We start from the raw sequence: 18,437 nt of genomic DNA, 5'->3' as shown, positions 1-18,437 counted from the left end.
CTTCGTCCCTCCTAAGGCCTTACGCCATCATTTTCTTCGCGTTTTCAATAACTTCTTCAATGCCACCTACTAAGCGGAATGCATCTTCTGGAAGGTCATCATATTTTCCTTCTAGAATTTCTTTGAAACCACTAACTGTATTCTTTACAGGTACGTAAGAACCTTTTTGACCTGTAAACTGCTCAGCTACGTGGAAGTTTTGAGATAAGAAGAATTGAATACGACGAGCACGATGTACAACTAACTTATCTTCTTCAGATAACTCATCCATACCTAAGATAGCGATGATATCTTGAAGTTCTTTATAACGTTGTAAAGTTTGCTGTACTTGACGAGCTACTTCATAATGCTCTTCTCCTACGATTTCTGGAGAAAGTGCACGAGATGTAGATGCTAATGGATCTACGGCTGGGTAAATACCCATTTGCGTTAAACGACGCTCTAAGTTTGTTGTTGCATCTAAGTGAGCGAACGTTGTAGCTGGTGCTGGGTCAGTATAGTCATCGGCTGGTACATATACCGCTTGGATAGACGTGATAGACCCTTTATTTGTAGATGTAATACGCTCTTGTAATTGACCCATTTCTGTTGCAAGTGTTGGTTGGTAACCTACCGCAGATGGCATACGACCAAGAAGGGCAGATACTTCAGAACCCGCTTGCGTGAAACGGAAGATGTTATCGATGAACAGAAGTACGTCTTGTCCTTGCTCATCACGGAAATGCTCAGCCATTGTTAAACCTGTTAATGCAACACGTTGACGTGCTCCAGGTGGCTCGTTCATTTGTCCGAATACCATCGCAGTTTTCTTGATTACGCCAGAATCGCTCATTTCGTGGTATAAGTCATTACCCTCACGAGTACGCTCACCTACACCAGCGAATACAGAGATACCACCGTGCTCTTGTGCGATGTTATTGATTAACTCCTGAATTAATACTGTTTTACCTACGCCGGCACCACCGAATAGGCCGATCTTACCACCCTTAATGTAAGGAGCAAGTAAGTCTACTACTTTAATACCAGTTTCAAGAATTTCTACTTTAGTAGATAATTCTTCGAATGCAGGTGCTTGACGGTGAATTGGATCACGATGTACATCTGCAGGAACCTCACCATCTAAGTCAATTGCATCACCTAATACGTTAAATACGCGACCAAGTGTTACATCACCAACTGGTACAGAGATTGGTTTACCAGTATCTTCTACTTCTGTGCCACGAACAAGTCCATCTGTGGAAGACATTGCAACTGTACGAACTGTATCATCACCTAAATGAAGTGCAACTTCAAATGTTAAGTTAATACTTCCGTTTTCGTTGCTTTGTTTTACCGTAAGGGCGTTGTAGATTTCTGGTAGCTTTCCGCCATCAAACTTAACGTCTACAACCGGACCCATGATTTGCGTAACGCGCCCTTTATTCATCGGGTTCCCTCCTAGCTTTCTTTTAATTAGCCAACTTTCTACGAGCAGCTAGCTTTTAATTTTTTATTGGTTTATAGCTTACGCGACTCTTTTGACAGAGCCGCTTCCGCTTTTTATTGAATCTAGCTCCAGCGGTTAGAATGTTCGGTGGCTTCGCTTTTTCCTACGAGGCACAAATCGCCTCTACGTCAAAAGCTCCATCCCCCTCTCATTCTGAACGAACCGCTTCCGCCTTTTAATACTATTCTAACGCTGCTGCTCCACCAACGATTTCCGTAATTTCTTGCGTAATCGCTGCCTGACGCGCACGGTTGAATGAAAGTGTAAGTGAATCGATAACTTCCATTGCGTTGTCTGTAGCACTCTTCATTGCTGTCATACGCGCTGCGTGTTCACTTGCTTTACCGTCTAGTAATGCACCGTACACTAAGCTTTCTGCGTATTGTGGCAATAGTACTTTTAAAATTTCTTCTTCAGAAGGTTCGAATTCATAAGCTGTCGTCGGTTTGTCAGACGCCACATCAGTAAGCGGTAAAATTTTATTTTCCGTTACCTCTTGTGAAATTTTACTTACGTAATGGTTGTAGTAAATGTACAGCTCATCATAAGCACCATCTGCGAACATCGCAATTGCTCGAGAAGCAAGGTCTTTAATATCAGTAAATGATGGGTGGTCAGATAATCCAACTACTTCATCAATAATGTTAAAGCCGCGACGTTTTAAATAATCACGTCCTAGTCGTCCAAGCACAATAATAGAATATTGGTTTGAATCCATATTATGACGTTCACGAATTACGTTACTTACTGTACGTAATACGTTACTGTTATAACCACCTGCTAGTCCGCGATCAGACGTAATAACGATGTATCCTGTACGCTTTACAGGACGCGCATTTAGCATTGGATGATTAATCCCTTTGCTTCCTTGCGCAATGCTCGCTACTACTTCTTGAATCTTTTCCATATACGGAACGAAAGATTTAGCATTTTGCTCTGCACGGTTTAACTTAGATGCAGATACCATCTCCATCGCTTTCGTAATTTGACTCGTTTTCTTTGTCGAGTTAATCTTCGCTTTTATATCGCGTAAAGATGCCACAGGTTTTCACCACCTTTTTTCCGGAAGTTGGCACGATTAGTAAGAATCCTCTTCCTAATCTACGTTGCAAGATATTCTTGCTCATGATTGAAGGAAAAGAATAGGTGCACCTACTCTTTTCCTTTACATGACCTTTAGCAATCTCAGAGCCCGAGATGCCTTTTATATATACTATCTAGCTCCAGCGGCTTGAATGCTCGGTGTCTTCACTTCTTCCTACGAGGCAAACACCGGCTCTTCGTCAGAAGCTCCATCCCCCTCACATTCAGAACGAGCCGCTTCCGCTTTTATTAATCTAGTTCCGCCTCCTAGCCCCTTTCGTCTAAGAACCTTCCCCACAAGAAGGTAAAAAGCACCTTCTGTGAGAAAGAACCTTAGCCGATGGGGCTGAACAGTCGGCTTCACTTTTTATTATTATTCAGAAGCTACGAATACTTTTTTAAATCCATTGATTGCTGCTGCAAATTTGTCGTCATCCGCAAGTTTCTTAGTTGTGCGGATTTCTTCTAATAAGTCAGTCGCATTAGAATCTAACCAAGCATGGAATTCTTCTTCAAAACGAGTGATATCTACTACTGGGATATCATCTAGGAATCCACGTGTTAAAGCGTAAAGAATGATAACTTGTTTCTCTACACGTAACGGTTTGTGTAATCCTTGTTTTAATACCTCAACAGTACGAGCACCACGGTTTAATTTCGCTTGAGTTGCTTTATCAAGGTCAGAACCGAACTGAGCGAACGCTTCTAACTCACGGTAAGATGCAAGGTCAAGACGAAGTGTACCTGATACTTTACTCATTGCTTTAATCTGAGCAGATCCACCTACACGAGATACAGAAGTACCCGCATCGATCGCTGGACGTACGCCAGAGAAGAATAGGTCAGATTGTAAGAAGATTTGTCCATCCGTAATAGAAATTACGTTTGTTGGGATGTATGCTGATACGTCCCCTGCTTGTGTTTCGATGAAAGGTAGTGCAGTTAAAGAACCGCCGCCTTTTGCATCACTTAATTTTGCTGCACGCTCTAATAAGCGAGAATGTAAGTAGAATACATCCCCTGGGTAAGCTTCACGACCTGGAGGACGACGTAATAGTAATGACAGCTCACGGTAAGCCGCTGCTTGTTTTGATAAGTCATCATATACTACTAATACGTGTTTACCATTGTACATGAACTCTTCACCCATTGTTACACCAGCGTAAGGAGCTAGGTATAATAATGGAGCTGGTTGAGAAGCAGATGCAGTTACAACAATTGTGTACTCTAATGCACCGTGCTTACGTAGTGTTTCTACTACGTTACGTACAGTTGATTCTTTTTGTCCAATTGCTACATAGATACAAATCATGTCTTCATCTTTTTGGTTAATGATTGTATCAAGTGCAACTGCTGTTTTACCAGTTTGACGGTCACCAATGATTAACTCACGTTGACCACGGCCAATTGGTACAAGAGCATCAATCGCTTTAATACCTGTTTGAAGTGGCTCATGAACAGATTTACGATCCATTACACCTGGTGCTGGACTCTCGATTGGACGAGTGTTTGTTGTATTGATTGGGCCTAAACCATCAACTGGTTGACCTAATGGGTTTACAACACGACCAATTAGTTCTTTTCCTACTGGTACTTGCATGATGCGACCAGTACGACGAACTTCGTCACCTTCACGAATTTCTGTGTAAGGTCCTAAAATGATAATACCTACGTTGTTTTCCTCTAAGTTTTGTGCTAGTCCCATAACGCCGTTAGAGAACTCTACAAGTTCACCAGCCATAACGTTATCAAGACCATGAGCACGCGCGATACCGTCACCAACTTGGATAACTGTACCAACATCACTAACTTCGATTTCAGACTGATAGTTCTCGATTTGTTGCTTTATCAGTGCGCTAATTTCTTCAGCTCTGATGCTCATGTGCTTCACCCCTATCTATTCTTCATTAATTCACGCTGAATACGTGCTAATTTTCCTTGTAAACTTCCGTCATAAATGCGATTTCCAATACGTACTTTAATTCCGCCTAGTAAATCTTCATCTACAACATTTTTCACGCGAATTGCATCTTTTCCCGTTCTCTTTGCAAATGCTTCAGCAATGTTAAGCTTCTCTTCTTCTGATAGAAGACGAGTAGAATATACAGTTGCATCCGCTACGTTACGTTCTTCATTAGCAAGAACAACATATTCATCTGCAATTTCAGGTAAGATATCAATGCGTTTGTTATCAATTAAAATATATAACGTATTTAAAATAGATTCAGAAACAGATCCGAATACGTTTGCAAGAAACGTTTTCTTTTGTTCCTTTGAAATGTTCGGTTGCGTTAAAAAGCTATGTAGTTCTCCGTTCTTTACATAAACGTTTTGTACAAGGCGTAATTCCTCTTCAAACATTTCTAATACGTGTTTTTCTTTAGCAATTTTAAAAAGAGCGACAGCATAACGTTTTGCTACAATCCCATTGCTCATCGCGCTTCTCCTACTTCTTTAATATAATCGCGAATTAACTTCACTTGATCTTCTTCTTTTAATTCTTTTTCAATTACTTTAGAAGCAATTTGAACAGATAAAGAAGCAACTTGTTCTTGTAAAGCAGCAATTGCTTGCTCTTTTTCGCGTTGAATTTCTTGTACAGCAGATGCTTTAATTGATTCTGCTTCTTCTTTCGCAGCAGCAACAATAACATCTTTTTGATCTACAGCTTGCTTTTTCGCTCTTTCGATTAACTCTTGTGCTTCAACACGTGATTGTTTTAACATTTCACGTTGTTCTTCTACTAACTTCTTCGCCTCAGCATTACTTCTTTCTGCAGCGTCGATTTCATTAGTAACATGCTCTTCACGTTCTTTCATAATTCCCATTAAAGGACCCCACGCAAATTTGCGTAGCATTACTAATAGAAGTAAGAAAATGAACAATGTATAAGCAATCGTTCCAAATGGAATGGCAGCACCTAATAATAAAGTTGGCACAAGGATTCACTCCCTTCAAAATATCTAAATTGATCATATGAAAAAAAAAGACATACGTTTCATTCATAAAGCAATGGCGAAGAAAGTTCGGAAAAACACTCTTCGCCATCTATGTAAGGGGAGTCTCCCTTATTTGTTCATTACGATGAATGCAATAACTACACCGATGATTGGAAGTGCCTCAACTAAAGCAACCCCGATGAACATAATTGTTTGAAGTGCGCCTTTTAATTCTGGTTGACGAGCAACACCTTCGATTGTACGTGATACGATAAGACCGTTACCAATACCTGCACCTAATGCTGATAAACCAATTGCAATTGCAGCTGCGATTACACCTAAACTCATTTAATTTGTCCTCCTTTGTATTATAAAAAAATAAATTTTTTCTTACTTAAATTATATTAATGGTCATGGCTTACTTTATGAGCCATATAAACCATCGTTAACATAACGAAAATAAATGCTTGGATTGATCCAACGAATACACTGAATCCCATCCATGCTAACATTGGTACAAGCGCACCTAATGCCCCAAGGACTGATGCTCCGCCCAACTTAGCAAGTAATCCTAATAAGATCTCACCTGCATAAATGTTACCAAATAAACGAAGACCTAACGTTAATGTGTTAGCAAACTCCTCAATAACCTTTAATGGGAATAAGAATTTCATAGGTTGGAAATAACCTTTTACGTACTCTTTCGTACCCTTCATCTTAATTCCATAATAATGGGTGAGGGTAACTACCATCACGGCTAATGTTAATGTAACTGCTGGATCAGACGTTGGTGATCTCCACCATGCAATATGTTCGCCAGCTTCAGTTGCTGAATACATGAATGGTAAACCAAGGAAGTTCGATACGATGATAAACATGATAAGCGTAACGCCAAGCGTTAAGAAACGTCCACCTGTTTTCCAGTCCATCGTACTATTGATAATCCCTTTCACGAAGTCAAACACCCATTCCATGAAGTTTTGCATCCCGGTTGGGCGAAGAGCTAAGCTGCGAGTTCCGATAACAGCGATTAAGAAAACAATAACTGCTGCTACAGTAACCATCATAACTGATGACAAATCGAACGTTAAACCTAGAAATTCAACTAATTTACCGTGTTCCACTAGTAATTCACCTCTCTTCCCTGCTCTTATACTCTAAATAAAGAAAATCTATGATCATGACAAGGTATCCTGTCAGCAATCCTACACCTAGGCCCCACATCGCGATTAACTCTTGATATTTGGCTGCAAATAAAATTAATAACCCAATCGTGGCGAATCTTGAATATGTACTTACCGCTGTTGCCTTGAACTTCACGTTTTCTCCATTTGTTACGCGATCTAGCAGCTTGTCTGTTCTACGTGCAATGATGCGCAAACTAAGAAAACTGAAAATCGTCCCGATAATCAGTCCAAGAAATACATCCTTGTAAGAGGTAAATCCCCATCCTAGCACTAGAAGCGCAAGCAAGTAGTACATATATTTCTTTTGTCTTTGGACAAGTCCATGTACGTCTATCATCATTGCTCTCCCGAATAGTAATGTCGAATGAGTCGAATCATTGCGTATACCCCTGTTCCTAGTCCGAGTAATAACCCTATAATAAGAAACAACGGAAACGTTCCAACCTTATTATCAATCCACTGCCCACCAAAGATTCCAACAAGAATAGAACCGACTAATTGAGCAAGAATACCTGACATTAAAGCATAAGCTTTTATATGGCTGCGATCGTTTTTTTGCAAGGATTCATCCCTCCAATATGTAACCCTCATTCACGATGTGTTAATAATAACTCATTTTTTTGCATAAATCCTATACAAAACAAAAAGTTTACATTTTCGTCACGGAATAGATGTAATTTTGTCACTGAAAGCCCTACCATCTATCCCCGTTGTTAGCATACAATAGGGTATTAACAGTGTCAACGAGAAATCGTAAAAAATCTAAAAATTTGAGTATTAGGCATTTCCTCCCAAAAATGAAAACGTTCCCCTTCTAAATACTGGTTACATATATGCAATTTCTAACAGTTTTCTCTTTATAATAGAAGGAAATGTTCACAAGTTTGTCACTATTATATTTTCGAGATATAACGCTTTTCTTCCATAATATAGTGTTCCTCAGACGTAAGACTTCTATATTATATGTGAGGTGTATGCAACTTATGTTGTATATACGATGTATATTTATCCTCTCCCCTCCTCTACTTGCTTACAGCAAAAAAGACGAGCTGGGGAATCTCCCCTGCTCGTCAGTTGTCTTACTTCGTTCCGAATAAACGGTCACCAGCATCACCAAGACCTGGTACTACATATCCGTGGTCATTTAATTTCTCATCTAATGCTGCTACATAAATATCAACATCAGGATGTTCTTCTTGTACTACTTTTACCCCTTCTGGAGCTGCAACGATACACATTAATTTAATTTGTTTCGCACCGCGCTTTTTCAGAGAGTTAATTGCTTCAGCCGCAGAACCACCTGTTGCTAGCATCGGATCTAGTACGATAAAGTCACGCTCTTCTACATCCGTTGGAAGTTTCACATAGTATTCTACCGGTTGCAATGTTTTAGGGTCACGGTATAAACCAACGTGTCCTACTTTTGCTGCTGGAATTAATTTCAGAATTCCATCAACCATTCCTAAACCTGCACGTAAAATCGGAATTAAACCAAGTTTTTTACCAGCGATCACTTTTGTTGTCGCTTTGCTTACAGGTGTTTCAATTTCAATGTCCTTAAGTGGAAGGTCGCGAGTAATTTCGAAAGCCATTAAGCTTGCTACTTCGTCCACTAATTCACGAAAATCTTTCGTACCTGTATTCTTATCGCGAATATATGTAATCTTATGTTGAATTAACGGGTGATCAAATACATACAGTTTTCCCATGTGAATCTCTCCTTTAGATGATATTCATGCGTTTGCACGCTTTTTTACACTATTTACGATTGTAAAGAAAACGCTACTAATATTCAAGGGCAAATTTGGCAAAATCATGATTTTACAATGAATCTATCTAGTATCTTTACCAATTATGGGAGCTGTATCCTTCATTATATCGCCAAAATTTATTCATCATTTGTATACATACTTTAAAAATAATATATGTCCAAAAAAAAGACCGCCAAAACAATTAAGTCTCGGCAGTCTTCTTCAATCTATTATAGATTTGGATACATTGGGAATTTGCTAGTTAACGCTTCTACACGCTTACGTGCTTCTTCTAATGCAGCTTCATTTTCATGATTTTTTAATGTATAAGCAATAAGTGACGCAATTTCATCCATTTCTTCTAAACCAAAACCACGAGATGTTACAGCTGCTGTACCGATACGTACACCACTTGTTACAAATGGGCTTGCTGTTTCAAATGGAATTGTATTTTTGTTCACTGTAATACCAACTTCATCTAATACGTGCTCTGCTACTTTACCTGTGATTTCTAAGTTACGAACATCAATCAAGATTAAGTGATTGTCTGTTCCGCCAGAAACAAGTGTAAGTCCTTCTTTTTGAAGACCTTCAGCTAAGCGGTTCGCATTGTTAATGATATTTTGTGCATATGTTTTGAAATCATCTTGAAGTGCTTCACCAAATGCAACAGCTTTTGCAGCGATTACGTGCATAAGTGGACCACCTTGAATACCAGGGAAGATTGATTTATCAATTTGTTTTGCAAATTGCTCTTCACATAAAATCATACCACCACGCGGACCACGTAACGTTTTATGTGTTGTCGTTGTAACGAAATGTGCATGTGGTACTGGATTTGGATGTAAACCAGCAGCTACTAAACCTGCGATATGTGCCATATCAACCATTAAATAAGCGCCCACTTCATCTGCAATCTCACGGAATCGCTTGAAATCGATAACACGAGGGTATGCACTTGCACCTGCAACGATTAATTTTGGTTTATGTTCTTTCGCTTTTGCTAATACATCATCGTAATTAATACGGTGAGAGTCAGCATCCACGCCATATTCTACGAAATTATATTGTACTCCACTGAAGTTAACAGGGCTTCCGTGTGTTAAGTGACCACCATGAGATAAGTTCATACCAAGTACTGTATCGCCTTGCTCTAAAATCGTGAAGTATACTGCCATGTTCGCTTGTGCACCAGAGTGTGGTTGAACATTTACGTGCTCTGCGCCGAAAATTTCTTTCACGCGATCACGTGCGATATCTTCTACTACGTCTACGTGTTCACAGCCACCATAGTAACGTTTTCCAGGATATCCTTCAGCATACTTATTCGTTAAAACAGAACCTTGTGCCTCCATTACTGCTTCACTTACGAAGTTTTCCGAAGCAATTAACTCAATCTTCGAACGCTGTCTTCCTAGTTCTGCCTCAATTGCAGCAAATACCTTTTCATCTTGACGTTTTAAATGATCCACCAAAATCCCCCTTTTCTGAACGAATTACATCGATTCCCAACAGTTTTTTCTTATTTATTCAGAAAAAACGAAAATTCAGGTTGTAATTCTTTCGAACCTTCATGTTTTCAACTACATTCTAACATGACTTTCTATATCATAAAAGAAAAAAAAGACCGAAAATCGGTCTTTTCTTTCTTCTATTATAAAGTCAGACAACATACCTTTTATCTTATGATAAACAGGTACTATATGACTTCCTAATTTCTCATATTTAACGGCAAGTGGTAGTCTCTTCCACTGCCGCATAGACAGCACGTGCTCCACCAATTAGTTTTCCACGTGTTTTGGCCATCGTTACATGCGCACTTCCAATTTCCTTCACACTTGTACGAACCGGAACAGCTACATGCTTTAAATGCATACCGATAAATGTATCACCAATATCCATTCCTGCATCAGCTTTAATAAACTCAACTACTACCGGATCTTTCAAATTGTGATACGCGTATGTCCCCAATGCACCACCTGCTGATCTAACAGGCGTAACTGTTACAATTTCAAATTGATATTTTATCGCTACTTCTCTCTCAACTACTAAAGCACGGTTTAAATGCTCACAACATTGAAACGCTAATTCAATACCTGTTTGCTCTTGAAATTGTTTTAACTCAGAGAAAATCGCCTCTGCTACTTCCATCGTTCCTGATGTTCCAATTCTTTCGCCTAGCACTTCGCTCGTGCTACAACCCACTACAAAAACTTGACCGCTTTGTAATGAAGCTTGTTCTTGGAAATCAGAAAGCGACATTTGTAGCTGTTCTCTTACCTTTACGATTTCTGTCATTACGCCTCTTCCTTTCACAGGTTGGTTCACCAAATTATATTTCACACTACTGATAGTTAGAATCTATTACTTTGTTTCGTATGTTTTAATTTTTCCTACGCGGTTTTCGTGACGACCACCTTCATAATCAGTTGTTAACCAAATTTTCGCGATATCACGCGCTAGACCAGCACCAATTACACGCTCGCCCATTGCTAGCATGTTAGTGTCATTATGCTCTCTCGTCGCTTTCGCGCTGAAAGTATCATGAACTAACGCACAACGGATACCATTTACTTTGTTTGCTGCGATTGACATACCAATGCCTGTCCCACAAACTAAAATACCACGATCTACTTCACCATTCGCTACCATTTCAGCTGCTGGAAACGCAAAGTCAGGGTAATCAACAGAACCAGCTTCACATTCACAACCTAAATCAATATATTCAATATTTAACTCTTCTAATAAACTTACAAGTTCTTTGCGGATATTCATACCGCCGTGATCAGATGCTATTACTACTTTCATTTTTACCCCTCCAAAGTTTCAATCAATTATCTTCATTTCACACTCGCTACCTCATATAGGAAGAAGTGATCTCCAATATCGTATTATACACGAAACATCAACCTACTGAATGTTTTTTCAGTAAAGTTTGTACAAGTTTTTCCATCTCATCTAACGTTTCTTTATAAATAGAAAGCGAGCCTCCAAATGGATCTGAAATGTCCTTGCCTATACCTTCAGTTAATCCATATAACGTATTTAATTTCTTTTCAACGCTCGGATAATGCCCAAGTACAATTTGCTTATGGTTTTCTGTCATCGTTACGACAATATCAGCCCAATCAAGCAAAGTTTCATTTACTTGCTGCGCCGCATGATCAATTGAAATTCCTTTCTCAGCTAAAGCTTCCTTCGCATGTACCGATGCATCGCTCCCAGGATAGGCGAAAACACCAGCAGATTGCACTTCAAACTTATCTCCTCCGTGATGACGAAGCAACGCCTCAGCCATTGGACTACGACATGTATTGCCAGTACAAACAAATAACACTCGTTTCATTCAAACCCACCCCTATATTCGATTTCTTATCATTCATCATAACTTACATTAGAATAGAACAAAAGAAATGTGAATATACAAAAGGCGCATTTCTCTTATATTTTTTCTAAGAAAAATGCGCCTTATCCACATATATGTGAAACCCTATTTCCAAGTGCCTAGAGTATTTTAACATACATACTGAACACGCAACAAAAATAAGGAATCCATTTCATACGAAACGGATTCCTCTTATATTGCAATTATTTCATTGTAACTTTCATTACTTCTGTTGAACCTTTTGTAGCTGCTACGCCTACAGTTGTCTTAATAGACTCAGCTGCATCTGTGTTTGTAATAACAATTGGAGTAATTGTGCTTTTCGCTTTTTCACGGATTAATTCTAAGTCGAATGAGATTAATTTATCTCCAGCTTTTACAGCTTGGCCTTCAGAAACGTGAGCTTCGAAACCTTCACCTTCCATTTTTACAGTTTCTAATCCAACGTGGATTAAAATTTCTGTACCGTTTTTCGCTTTAATTCCGATAGCATGTTTTGTGTGGAATAATTGTACGATTTCACCATCAACTGGAGATACAACTACACCTTCAGTAGGATCAATTGCAACACCGTCACCCATCATACGACCAGCAAATACTGGATCTGGTACTTCTTCAATATTTTTCACTGCTCCAGTTAATGGAGCTACGATTGTTTCTTCATTTGTTTTTGAACCAAGACCGAATAATTTTTTAAACATAGGATAGTCCTCCTTATAATTTACCTAAAAGTTTATAGGGCAATCCCTAGTAAAACTCGGGATACATGTAAGACTTCATACTTCGAATATTATACTGTAAAAACGCTTTCGAAATAAATTATGTCATTACTAATAGACTCTTATTGTAGCGCTTCACAAAATTCCAGTCAATTCTGATTGTCTGAATAACAATTAGAAGTTAACTTCTATTTATATTTTCTCTTTTTTTGCCCAGCTTGTCTAGAGGTCTTTACTACATTTTATTTTTTGTTGTTAATTTGTAAAATTTAATTCAAACTTTTTTCAAAATCCACTTGACTATAGTAAGTAACTATTTTATTATTACTTACGTAAGGTAAGTTAATAACTTTTAGGAGGTTTTTTAAAATGATGGATTTCGGTCTACTTATTATTCGTCTTATTATAGGAATTACATTCATGGGTCATGGCGCTCAAAAATTATTTGGTTGGTTCGGCGGTTACGGTTTAAAAGGAACAGGTGGCTGGATGGAGTCAATCGGTTTACGTCCTGGTGTATTTATGGCATTTATGGCTGGCGCAACTGAATTACTAGGTGGTTTCTTATTCGCATCAGGTATTTTCATTGTAGTTGGTTCATTATTTATCGTTGGAACAATGTTAATGGCTATCTTCACTGTTCACGGAAAAAATGGTTACTGGGTAACACAAAACGGATATGAATATAACTTAATGTTAATCGCTGTCGCTGTTGGTGTAGCTTTAATCGGACCTGGCGCATACGTTTTACTTTAATTTTTATCTCAAATTTGAGATTCTTGAAAAAGAACTTACTTCATTACAATTGAAGTAAGTTCTTTTTATGAAACAAAATATTATTTCCAGCAGGATTTTCTCATCGTTATCTTGTAAACAAACAATAAGTATTCATATTTAGAAAGGGGATTACAAGCATGTTATCCATTAATCCAAATGAACAAACTGAAAAAGATAATTACAAATTACTTACCGGAAGTATCATCCCTCGTCCTGTCGCATTCGTTACTTCTGTAACAAAAGAAGGTGTACTAAACGGAGCACCATATAGTTATTTCAATATTGTCGCTGCTAATCCACCACTTATCTCAGTATCTGTACAACGAAAAGCAGGAGAAAGAAAGGACACTTCCCGAAACGCAATTGAAAAAGGAGAATTTGTCGTACATATTTCTGACGAATCATATGTAGCAGCAATTAACGAAACAGCAGCTAACCTCCCGCCAAATGAAAGTGAAATTGAACTAGCAAAACTAACACCAATCGAAAGTGAAGTCATCTCTGTTCCAGGTGTAAAAGAAGCAAATATTCGAATGGAATGCGTATTAGAACGTGCAATTCCACTTGGCGGAACGGAAGACTCACCAGCTTGTGATCTACTAATTGGACGCGTCGTTCGTTTCCACGTTGCCGAACATCTATATGAAAAAGGGCGCATTCACGCAGAAGGACTCAAACCAATAAGCCGCCTAGCAGGACACAACTATGCAAAATTAGGAGAACAATTTGAATTAGTTAGGCCAATCTAAAAGCGGAAGTGGCCCGTTTAGCTCTGACCAGCTAAGGTTCTCTCGCACAAAAGGTGCTTTTTACCTTTCGTGCGGGAGGTTCTTAGATGCGAAGAGCTGGCCACTGGAACTGGATAATATCTAAAAGCGGAAGCGGCTCGTTCAGAATGGGAGGAGGATGGAGCTTCTGACGTAGAGGCGCTTTTGCCTCACAGGAAGACGCGAAGCCACCGACCATTCTAGCCGCTGAAGCTGGATAATATCTAAAAGCGGAAGCGGCTCGTTCAGAATGGGAGGAGGATGGAGCTTCTGACGTAGAGGCGCTTTTTGCCTCACAGGAAGACGCGAAGCCACCGACCATTCTAGCCGCTGAAGCTGGATAATATCTAAAAGCGGAAGCGGCTCGTTCAGAATGGGAGGAGGATGGAGCTTCTGACGTAGAGGCGCTTTTTGCCTCACAGGAAGACGCGAAGCCACCGACCATTCTAGCCGCTGGAGCTGGATAATATCTAAAAGCGGAAGCGGCTCGTTCAGAATGGGAGGAGGATGGAGCTTCTGACGTAGAGGCGCTTTTTGCCTCACAGGAAGACGCGAAGCCACCGACCATTCTAGCCGCTGGAGCTGGATAACATCTAAAAGCGGAGGCAGCTAGATTCCTCCCATCACTCAAATATAAAATCCCCTGCTTTTTAGCAGGGGATTTTATCATTGTAATTCTTCCTTCTTTTCCTCTAAAGTAGGCATTTTCTCTTTTTTCGGCTTCCCTAGCTTAATTACGAAGAAGTATAGGGAAAGCAATGTAATAAGAAAAACAATTAAAAACGGGTACGGAGAGTAAAAGGCACGCGCCGCCTCAGTCTTTCCCGCAACAAATTTCAATGACTCAATATCTAAAAACTCAGCAAACATCTGTACACCGAGCATACTAAACCAAAAAACAAAAAAACTAATAATAATACCAAAAACTTGCTTCAATCTCGTCATTCATCTCATCCTTTCTATATCTGTAATTTTTAGCGTAATAAATATAGTACAAACAAAATATTCACAGAAAGGAACTATCTCACCATTCACGAATTAACTTAATCCAACCTAACATCGAAATTTGCAAAATAATACCCCAAATTATAAGTCTTCTTAGCCATCGAGGAAAGAAGGTTAAAAACTTAACATACCATTCCAATAGCTTGTTCATAATTCCCTCCTACATAAAATTATATAGGAAAAAGGATATATAATCCAAACCCAACCAAAATGATACCACCTACTATCTCACCGTATGTACCGAGCATATCTTTCGCATGTCTCCCAATTAATAAACCAATCCACGCTAATAACATGCTAACAAATCCAAACAGTAAAATCGTAATAATTGTCTGTGCCCCATAAATACCAAGACTAAGCCCTACTGAGAAACTATCTATACTGACGCCAAATGCAAATACGAATAAACTAATTCCAATAGGAGCAGTTCTAGTCTCTTCATTTTGTAAAATGGTCGAATATACGATATAAAACCCTAGTCCGATTAATAAAATAGCACCCGCAAAATGTGCGATATCTCCATATTTCTCTGATAAAAAACGACCTAGTACCATTCCTATAAACGGCATAATAATATGAAATATCCCTATCGTCATACCAATATACAGGATTTGTCTTAACTTTAGGGGCATCATCCCCATACCAAGACTCACCGAGAACGCATCCATCCCTAAGGCGAATGCCATAATTATTAAAGGTATTAGCTGTTCAAACGTCATTCATGCCCCTCCTTGGACGTGCTACTTCACAATATGCTTATCCAAGGAGAAATATTCTGTTTGCTAATCTTACCTTATCATTCAATAATAATATGATGTCCTGCCGCTTTTGTTAAACGATTCATAATTGCATTCCCTATTCCTTCATTAGGGAATGACTCACTAAAAATAACATCCACTTCACTTGCATCAAATGTTCTAAGTACATCATATAATTTAGTCGCAACGCTAGCTAAGTCACTTCTAACACCACAAGATAATATAACATCTGCACTATATACATGCTGATACTCTTCTGTCGTTAATACGCCTACTTTAAATCCTTCTTTCTTTTTCTCATCCACAAGATGCTGAATAAACTCACGTGAGCCCTCGACAATACTAAGTGGTGCTTTCGGCGCATAATGTGTGTATTTCATTCCAGGCGATTTCGGTTTTTCCTTCTCATCCTTTAAAGCTGGATCTAAAGAAACAGTACCTATCACCGCTTCTAATTGTTCTTTCGTAATCCCACCTGGACGTAATATTGTTGGAACCGTGCTTGTACAATCAATTACAGTTGATTCAACGCCTACTCCAGTTGCACCACCATCAACAATACCTGCAATCTTCCCATTCAAATCTTCATATACGTGAGAAGCTAATGTTGGACTTGGACGCCCTGAACGATTCGCACTCGGTGCCGCAACAGGTACATTCGCCTCTTCAATAAGAGCAAGTGCAATTGGATGATCAGGCATTCTTACTCCAACCGTATTAAGTCCTGCCGTCACCTTCTCTGAAATTCCTTCTTTTCTCGGCAAAATAATTGTTAATGGTCCTGGCCAAAAATGCGCCATTAACTTCTCTGCAACTGGTGGAATTTCTTTTACAATCCCATCTAACTGAGATTTTGTGCCTATGTGGACAATGAGTGGATTATCACTTGGTCTTCCTTTCGCTTCGAAAATTTTCGCGATTGCTTCATCATCCATCGCGTTTGCCCCTAACCCATATACTGTTTCCGTAGGGAAAGCAACCGCCTCATTTTCTCTTAATAATTTTGCTGCTTCTTGTAACTGTGGATAATATTTTTTTCTTTCCACAACATTATCCACAACCCACATATTTGTATGCATTTTTTTCCACGTCCTTTTCTAGCCTTAAATACTTGTCTATTTTTAGTTTACTATGAGATTTATCCAAAAGACAAACAAGGTTTATCCACAAAATGTGGATAAACCTAATTAATCCGTGGATAACTTTGTGAATAGCTGACAATTTAGTATTATTGCATTCTGCTCTTTTATATTTTTACAAAAATGTTCTAGCTGTTGAATTCCCTCTGGAACCTCATCCTTTTCTATAGTAAAAAAGTCAAAGAACTGAAAGATCGGTACAGATTGTGGATGATTTGTTAGTAAGTACAATTGTTGAACACTTTTTTCTTTCATATACTGCAAAAACATTTCAAAAAAATATAAGAAAGTCTGTTTATCCACATGAGGTGTGAATAAACAAGAACGAATAAGTACATCTTCCCCACTTTGTTCATAACCAATTACAGCTCGTATTTCTTCCGCCTCTTCCAAAATCATAAATTGTGCGTACAACTCATTTATTTTATCATCTTTTTTATTAGCTTGTCCGAAAAAAGAATGTAATCTTTCCACATCTGCTTTCGTAGCAAAATACACTTTCTTCATAATAAATCCCTCCTCATTTTTATATATGAGGAGGGATTTATTAATAGTACTATTTAGAGAATAAAGATGTAAAAGCTTCTACAATAAACAATTTAACTTCTGGCTTTTCTTCTTCCTCTTCTACTTTTACATACTCATTTTGCTTTTCTTGTTTTTTCTCCACAGGTTTCTCCACTTTTTCCACATTTTTTGTTTCTTCTTTACTTACAGGCTGCTCTTCGACTTTTGTTTCATTTTTCACTACTTTCTTTTCAGAAGCTGTTACTTTTTTTACTGCTTCCCGCTTTACAACTTTCGTTTCTTTTACCTTATCCACTTTATTCTCTTCTGTATCTACTACTTCCTCATCTAGTTGTACCTGCTCCTCTTCAGGAGATTCCGCCTTCACAACGTGCTCTTCTTTTCTTACAGCTGTCCCGCTCGAAAAATCTAAGAAACACATCGGTGGAAATAATACACACCACCAGTTTGCCCCTTCACCTTCCCCAATTGTAATTAAGACTGCTTCATATTCCCCTGCCGGATAAATAAAATTCCCATATACCTTTGTAGGAAACTTTACATTCTTACTAAATTTCACTTGAAATGAATCTTTACTTCCTTCTCTTTTTAACGTATTTTCCACCGTTTTCTCGATTTCTGGAATATGACTTTGAATTACTTTGCGTGCCTCTTCAAATGAAGTTAAATCCGCTACCCATCCATCAATTTGTGCTTTTACTTCATCACGCACTTTACGCTTTAATGCCTGGTCTTTATCTGAATCACTATTTGCTAAAATTCGTAATCGAACGGCCTCTTTCGGAATAACTGAAGGCCCTTTCGCATCAGCTTTCATATATCCAAACTGCACAAGTAACTGTGCACCAATTAATAGTATAAGAAGATAAGCAATAACTTGTTTTTTCATTTCCTCCACCGTCCCTTCTACAAA

General features: G+C 38.7%; 25 protein-coding genes. 2 read left to right on the top strand and 23 right to left on the bottom strand.

What is annotated here, in order from left to right; genetic code table 11:
- Nucleotides 1-19: 19 nt before the first annotated feature.
- The 17 genes from atpD to MKY38_RS23160 form a co-directional block, all read right to left on the bottom strand.
- Nucleotides 20-1,426, bottom strand: coding sequence for a F0F1 ATP synthase subunit beta (gene atpD / locus MKY38_RS23240; RefSeq protein ID WP_001032593.1), 1,407 nt, complete (start codon nt 1,424-1,426; stop codon nt 20-22).
- A gap of 241 nt (nt 1,427-1,667) precedes the next feature.
- Nucleotides 1,668-2,528, bottom strand: a complete 861-nt coding sequence (atpG, locus tag MKY38_RS23235) for a F0F1 ATP synthase subunit gamma (protein ID WP_000157696.1) — start codon at nt 2,526-2,528, stop codon at nt 1,668-1,670.
- 216 nt (nt 2,529-2,744) lie between these two features.
- Nucleotides 2,745-2,867, bottom strand: coding sequence for a hypothetical protein (locus MKY38_RS23230; protein ID WP_000521151.1), 123 nt, complete (start codon nt 2,865-2,867; stop codon nt 2,745-2,747).
- A 75-nt stretch (nt 2,868-2,942) separates the two neighbouring features.
- A complete protein-coding gene (gene atpA, locus MKY38_RS23225; protein ID WP_000027518.1) occupies nt 2,943-4,451 on the bottom strand; it encodes a F0F1 ATP synthase subunit alpha in 1,509 nt (502 codons plus the stop codon).
- An 11-nt stretch (nt 4,452-4,462) separates the two neighbouring features.
- Nucleotides 4,463-5,005: a F0F1 ATP synthase subunit delta gene (gene atpH, locus MKY38_RS23220; RefSeq protein WP_000064683.1), complete on the bottom strand. Its 543-nt coding sequence runs from the start codon at nt 5,003-5,005 to the stop codon at nt 4,463-4,465.
- A complete protein-coding gene (gene atpF, locus MKY38_RS23215) occupies nt 5,002-5,508 on the bottom strand; it encodes a F0F1 ATP synthase subunit B (RefSeq protein WP_001142618.1) in 507 nt (168 codons plus the stop codon). The genes atpH and atpF overlap by 4 nt, the downstream gene beginning before the upstream one ends.
- Nucleotides 5,509-5,637: 129 nt before the next feature.
- Nucleotides 5,638-5,856 (bottom strand): F0F1 ATP synthase subunit C, encoded by a 219-nt coding sequence (gene atpE, locus MKY38_RS23210; RefSeq protein WP_000052064.1) that lies wholly within the window; start codon nt 5,854-5,856, stop codon nt 5,638-5,640.
- Nucleotides 5,857-5,912: 56 nt separating this feature from the next.
- Nucleotides 5,913-6,632 carry a F0F1 ATP synthase subunit A gene (gene atpB, locus MKY38_RS23205; RefSeq protein WP_000399871.1) on the bottom strand — a complete coding sequence of 240 codons (720 nt, stop codon included), beginning with the start codon at nt 6,630-6,632 and terminating at the stop codon, nt 5,913-5,915.
- Between the two features lie 7 nt (nt 6,633-6,639).
- A complete protein-coding gene (locus MKY38_RS23200) occupies nt 6,640-7,032 on the bottom strand; it encodes an ATP synthase subunit I (protein ID WP_000567600.1) in 393 nt (130 codons plus the stop codon).
- Nucleotides 7,032-7,256: an AtpZ/AtpI family protein gene (locus tag MKY38_RS23195; RefSeq protein WP_001171223.1), complete on the bottom strand. Its 225-nt coding sequence runs from the start codon at nt 7,254-7,256 to the stop codon at nt 7,032-7,034. The genes MKY38_RS23200 and MKY38_RS23195 overlap by 1 nt, the downstream gene beginning before the upstream one ends.
- A 26-nt stretch (nt 7,257-7,282) precedes the next feature.
- A complete protein-coding gene (locus MKY38_RS23190) occupies nt 7,283-7,396 on the bottom strand; it encodes a DUF4024 domain-containing protein (RefSeq protein ID WP_000232962.1) in 114 nt (37 codons plus the stop codon).
- 378 nt (nt 7,397-7,774) lie between these two features.
- Nucleotides 7,775-8,404: a uracil phosphoribosyltransferase gene (upp, locus tag MKY38_RS23185; RefSeq protein ID WP_000517539.1), complete on the bottom strand. Its 630-nt coding sequence runs from the start codon at nt 8,402-8,404 to the stop codon at nt 7,775-7,777.
- Nucleotides 8,405-8,676: 272 nt separating this feature from the next.
- Complete coding sequence (glyA, locus tag MKY38_RS23180; protein WP_000349805.1) at nt 8,677-9,918, bottom strand: serine hydroxymethyltransferase; 1,242 nt, start codon at nt 9,916-9,918, stop codon at nt 8,677-8,679.
- A 253-nt stretch (nt 9,919-10,171) separates the two neighbouring features.
- Nucleotides 10,172-10,744 carry a TIGR01440 family protein gene (locus tag MKY38_RS23175; RefSeq protein WP_000136386.1) on the bottom strand — a complete coding sequence of 191 codons (573 nt, stop codon included), beginning with the start codon at nt 10,742-10,744 and terminating at the stop codon, nt 10,172-10,174.
- Between the two features lie 66 nt (nt 10,745-10,810).
- Nucleotides 10,811-11,254, bottom strand: coding sequence for a ribose 5-phosphate isomerase B (rpiB, locus tag MKY38_RS23170; RefSeq protein ID WP_000869542.1), 444 nt, complete (start codon nt 11,252-11,254; stop codon nt 10,811-10,813).
- A 97-nt stretch (nt 11,255-11,351) separates the two neighbouring features.
- Entirely contained in the window at nt 11,352-11,792 is a 441-nt protein-coding gene (locus tag MKY38_RS23165; protein WP_000832373.1) for a low molecular weight protein arginine phosphatase, read from the bottom strand.
- A 242-nt stretch (nt 11,793-12,034) separates the two neighbouring features.
- A complete protein-coding gene (locus tag MKY38_RS23160) occupies nt 12,035-12,532 on the bottom strand; it encodes a PTS sugar transporter subunit IIA (RefSeq protein ID WP_000473665.1) in 498 nt (165 codons plus the stop codon).
- Nucleotides 12,533-12,919: 387 nt separating this feature from the next.
- Between MKY38_RS23160 and MKY38_RS23155 the strand changes: the two genes are divergently transcribed.
- Nucleotides 12,920-13,306, top strand: coding sequence for a DoxX family protein (locus MKY38_RS23155; protein ID WP_000968616.1), 387 nt, complete (start codon nt 12,920-12,922; stop codon nt 13,304-13,306).
- Between the two features lie 158 nt (nt 13,307-13,464).
- A complete protein-coding gene (locus MKY38_RS23150; protein ID WP_000949054.1) occupies nt 13,465-14,076 on the top strand; it encodes a flavin reductase family protein in 612 nt (203 codons plus the stop codon).
- A gap of 684 nt (nt 14,077-14,760) precedes the next feature.
- On the opposite strand, the gene MKY38_RS23145 is transcribed toward MKY38_RS23150, so the two are convergent.
- The 6 genes from MKY38_RS23145 to spoIIR all read right to left on the bottom strand — a co-directional run bounded on the left by MKY38_RS23145 (nt 14,761) and on the right by spoIIR (nt 18,413).
- Nucleotides 14,761-15,039: a DUF3935 domain-containing protein gene (locus MKY38_RS23145; RefSeq protein WP_000197472.1), complete on the bottom strand. Its 279-nt coding sequence runs from the start codon at nt 15,037-15,039 to the stop codon at nt 14,761-14,763.
- A 79-nt stretch (nt 15,040-15,118) separates the two neighbouring features.
- Complete coding sequence (locus tag MKY38_RS23140; RefSeq protein WP_001037634.1) at nt 15,119-15,250, bottom strand: hypothetical protein; 132 nt, start codon at nt 15,248-15,250, stop codon at nt 15,119-15,121.
- Between the two features lie 19 nt (nt 15,251-15,269).
- Nucleotides 15,270-15,818 carry a manganese efflux pump MntP gene (locus MKY38_RS23135; protein WP_000142475.1) on the bottom strand — a complete coding sequence of 183 codons (549 nt, stop codon included), beginning with the start codon at nt 15,816-15,818 and terminating at the stop codon, nt 15,270-15,272.
- Between the two features lie 77 nt (nt 15,819-15,895).
- Complete coding sequence (locus MKY38_RS23130) at nt 15,896-16,936, bottom strand: L-threonylcarbamoyladenylate synthase (protein WP_000557353.1); 1,041 nt, start codon at nt 16,934-16,936, stop codon at nt 15,896-15,898.
- Nucleotides 16,937-17,044: 108 nt separating this feature from the next.
- A complete protein-coding gene (locus MKY38_RS23125) occupies nt 17,045-17,503 on the bottom strand; it encodes a mechanosensitive ion channel protein (RefSeq protein ID WP_000758437.1) in 459 nt (152 codons plus the stop codon).
- A gap of 49 nt (nt 17,504-17,552) precedes the next feature.
- Entirely contained in the window at nt 17,553-18,413 is an 861-nt protein-coding gene (gene spoIIR, locus MKY38_RS23120; protein ID WP_114555782.1) for a stage II sporulation protein R, read from the bottom strand.
- Between the last annotated feature and the right edge of the window lie 24 nt (nt 18,414-18,437).

Source organism: Bacillus sp. FSL R5-0585 (assembly GCF_038004545.1).
GTDB classification, from domain to species: Bacteria; Bacillota; Bacilli; order Bacillales; family Bacillaceae_G; genus Bacillus_A; species Bacillus_A cereus.
This window is presented reverse-complemented; position numbering and strand designations above follow the sequence as displayed.